The organism is Hydrogenivirga sp. 128-5-R1-1, from assembly GCF_000171895.1.
In genome coordinates this window covers 1-1,690 of record NZ_ABHJ01000265.1, presented here as the reverse complement: position 1 = coordinate 1,690, position 1,690 = coordinate 1, and the positions used below count along the sequence as shown (strand labels likewise).

Here is a 1,690-nt window from a genome sequence, read left to right as displayed (position 1 = left end):
TTCAAATGATGAAGTAAGGTCAATTATAAATGCAATAGGTACAGGAATTGGTCTTCCAACAGAGTCAGATGAAGAAGGGTTTGATATATCTAAACTCAGATACCATAAAATAATACTTATGGCAGATGCTGATGTAGATGGTTCTCATATAACTACACTTTTATTAACATTGTTTTATAGATATTTCCCACAACTTATTGAAAATGGATTTTTATATATTGCACAGCCTCCGCTCTATAAACTGAAAAAGGGAAGGACAAATATATATGTAAAAGATGATGAAGAACTCGCAAGGATAATAATAGATTTTGCACTTGATGAGATTGAAGTTGTAGACAAGAAATTGACAAAATCTCAGCTTAAAAATCTTGTTAAAAAAGCAAAAGAGTATAAAGATTTAAGGGAAAGTCTTATAAAGAGAAGAGATGCAAAAATTATAGATGCTTTAATATCTTTAAAACTTTCTGAAGATGACCTTCTATATGAAGAAAAAACTAAGGAAATTGTTGATAAACTTAAAAATGTAATTACTGAATATGAAATTTACTATGAAAAAGACCAGATAGAAGGAGATTTTGATATTGTTTTTGACAAAAAAGAAAATTTTGGTGTTTCAACATTAAGAGTAGATACCGGGCTTTTGACCTCTTATGCTTACAGGAGAATTCTGGAAATAGAAGAAGAATTTAAACAGATTGTTGGTGAATTTCCAGTCAATTTAAAAATAAAGGGAGAAAGTGTAAATATTAACCATATTGAAGAGTTTTTTGATAAAGTTTGGGAAACTGGAATGCATGGTGTGAAATACAAAGATATAAAGGTCTTGGTGAGATGAACCCAGAGCAACTCTGGGAAACCACAATGAACCCAAAAACAAGAAGATTAATGCAGGTAACGTTAGAAGATGCTGCCCTTGCTGATGAAGTATTTTCTATACTTATGGGTGAAAAGGTGGAACCACGAAAAGAGTTTATAATGAAATACGCTAAAGAAGTTAGAAATCTTGATGTGTAAAAGGGGCTTTCGGCCTTTTTTAAATTTTTCTAATATCTATATATTCTCCAGAAGGAAATTCTTTTTTTAATTTTCCTAAAATATTAAATATTTTTTCTGCAGCCTCTAAAGGAGTTTGTTTTGAAGATTGTTTTAATCTTTTTACTGATGGAAACTTTTTTTCATCTACATTTTCTAAAATATAATTAAGCATAGGTGTTAATACAAGCCCGGGGGCTAAAGCTGTTATATGAGTATCAGGCATTTCTCTTGAGTAAAGTTTTAAAAGTATATTTAACGATGCCTTTGATATTGAGTATCCACCCCAACCTTTATTTGCATTTACAGAAGCTCCAGAAGATATACCTATTATCTGATTAACCTTTATCCCTTCATTTATAAAAAAGTCTAAAATAACCTTGTTAGCCCAAACATTTACGGTCATTACTTCCTGTATTTTGTAAAGACTTGTTTTGTTTATCTCTTCTATATCTCCTAAAATTCCTGCATTTAAAATCACAAGGTCTATTTCTTTAACATTTAACAACTCCTTTATACATTTATAAATACTTTCTACAGCTTTTAAATCACATTTTATAAAATTTATTTTCTTTTCAAATTCTTTTGGTAAATGCCTGCTTAAAGCATAAACCTTATATCCTTTGTTTAAAGCAACTTCTACAAAAGCCTTCCAAGA

3 protein-coding genes are annotated in these 1,690 nt (G+C 29.8%); 2 read left to right on the top strand and 1 reads right to left on the bottom strand.

Translation table 11 applies throughout. The features are described 5' to 3' along the window. Together HG1285_RS18430 and HG1285_RS20615 are read left to right on the top strand one after the other, a co-directional pair. Positions 1-835 (top strand): toprim domain-containing protein (locus HG1285_RS18430; RefSeq protein WP_008289090.1); only part of this gene is annotated, 835 nt, incomplete at its 5' end. Continuing rightward, positions 832-1,014, top strand: coding sequence for a DNA gyrase (locus tag HG1285_RS20615; protein WP_008289089.1), 183 nt, complete (start codon positions 832-834; stop codon positions 1,012-1,014). The genes HG1285_RS18430 and HG1285_RS20615, both read left to right, overlap by 4 nt. A gap of 19 nt (positions 1,015-1,033) precedes the next feature. Here HG1285_RS20615 and HG1285_RS02605 read toward each other — a convergent pair. Then, positions 1,034-1,690 (bottom strand): SDR family NAD(P)-dependent oxidoreductase (locus HG1285_RS02605; RefSeq protein WP_008289087.1); only part of this gene is annotated, 657 nt, incomplete at its 5' end.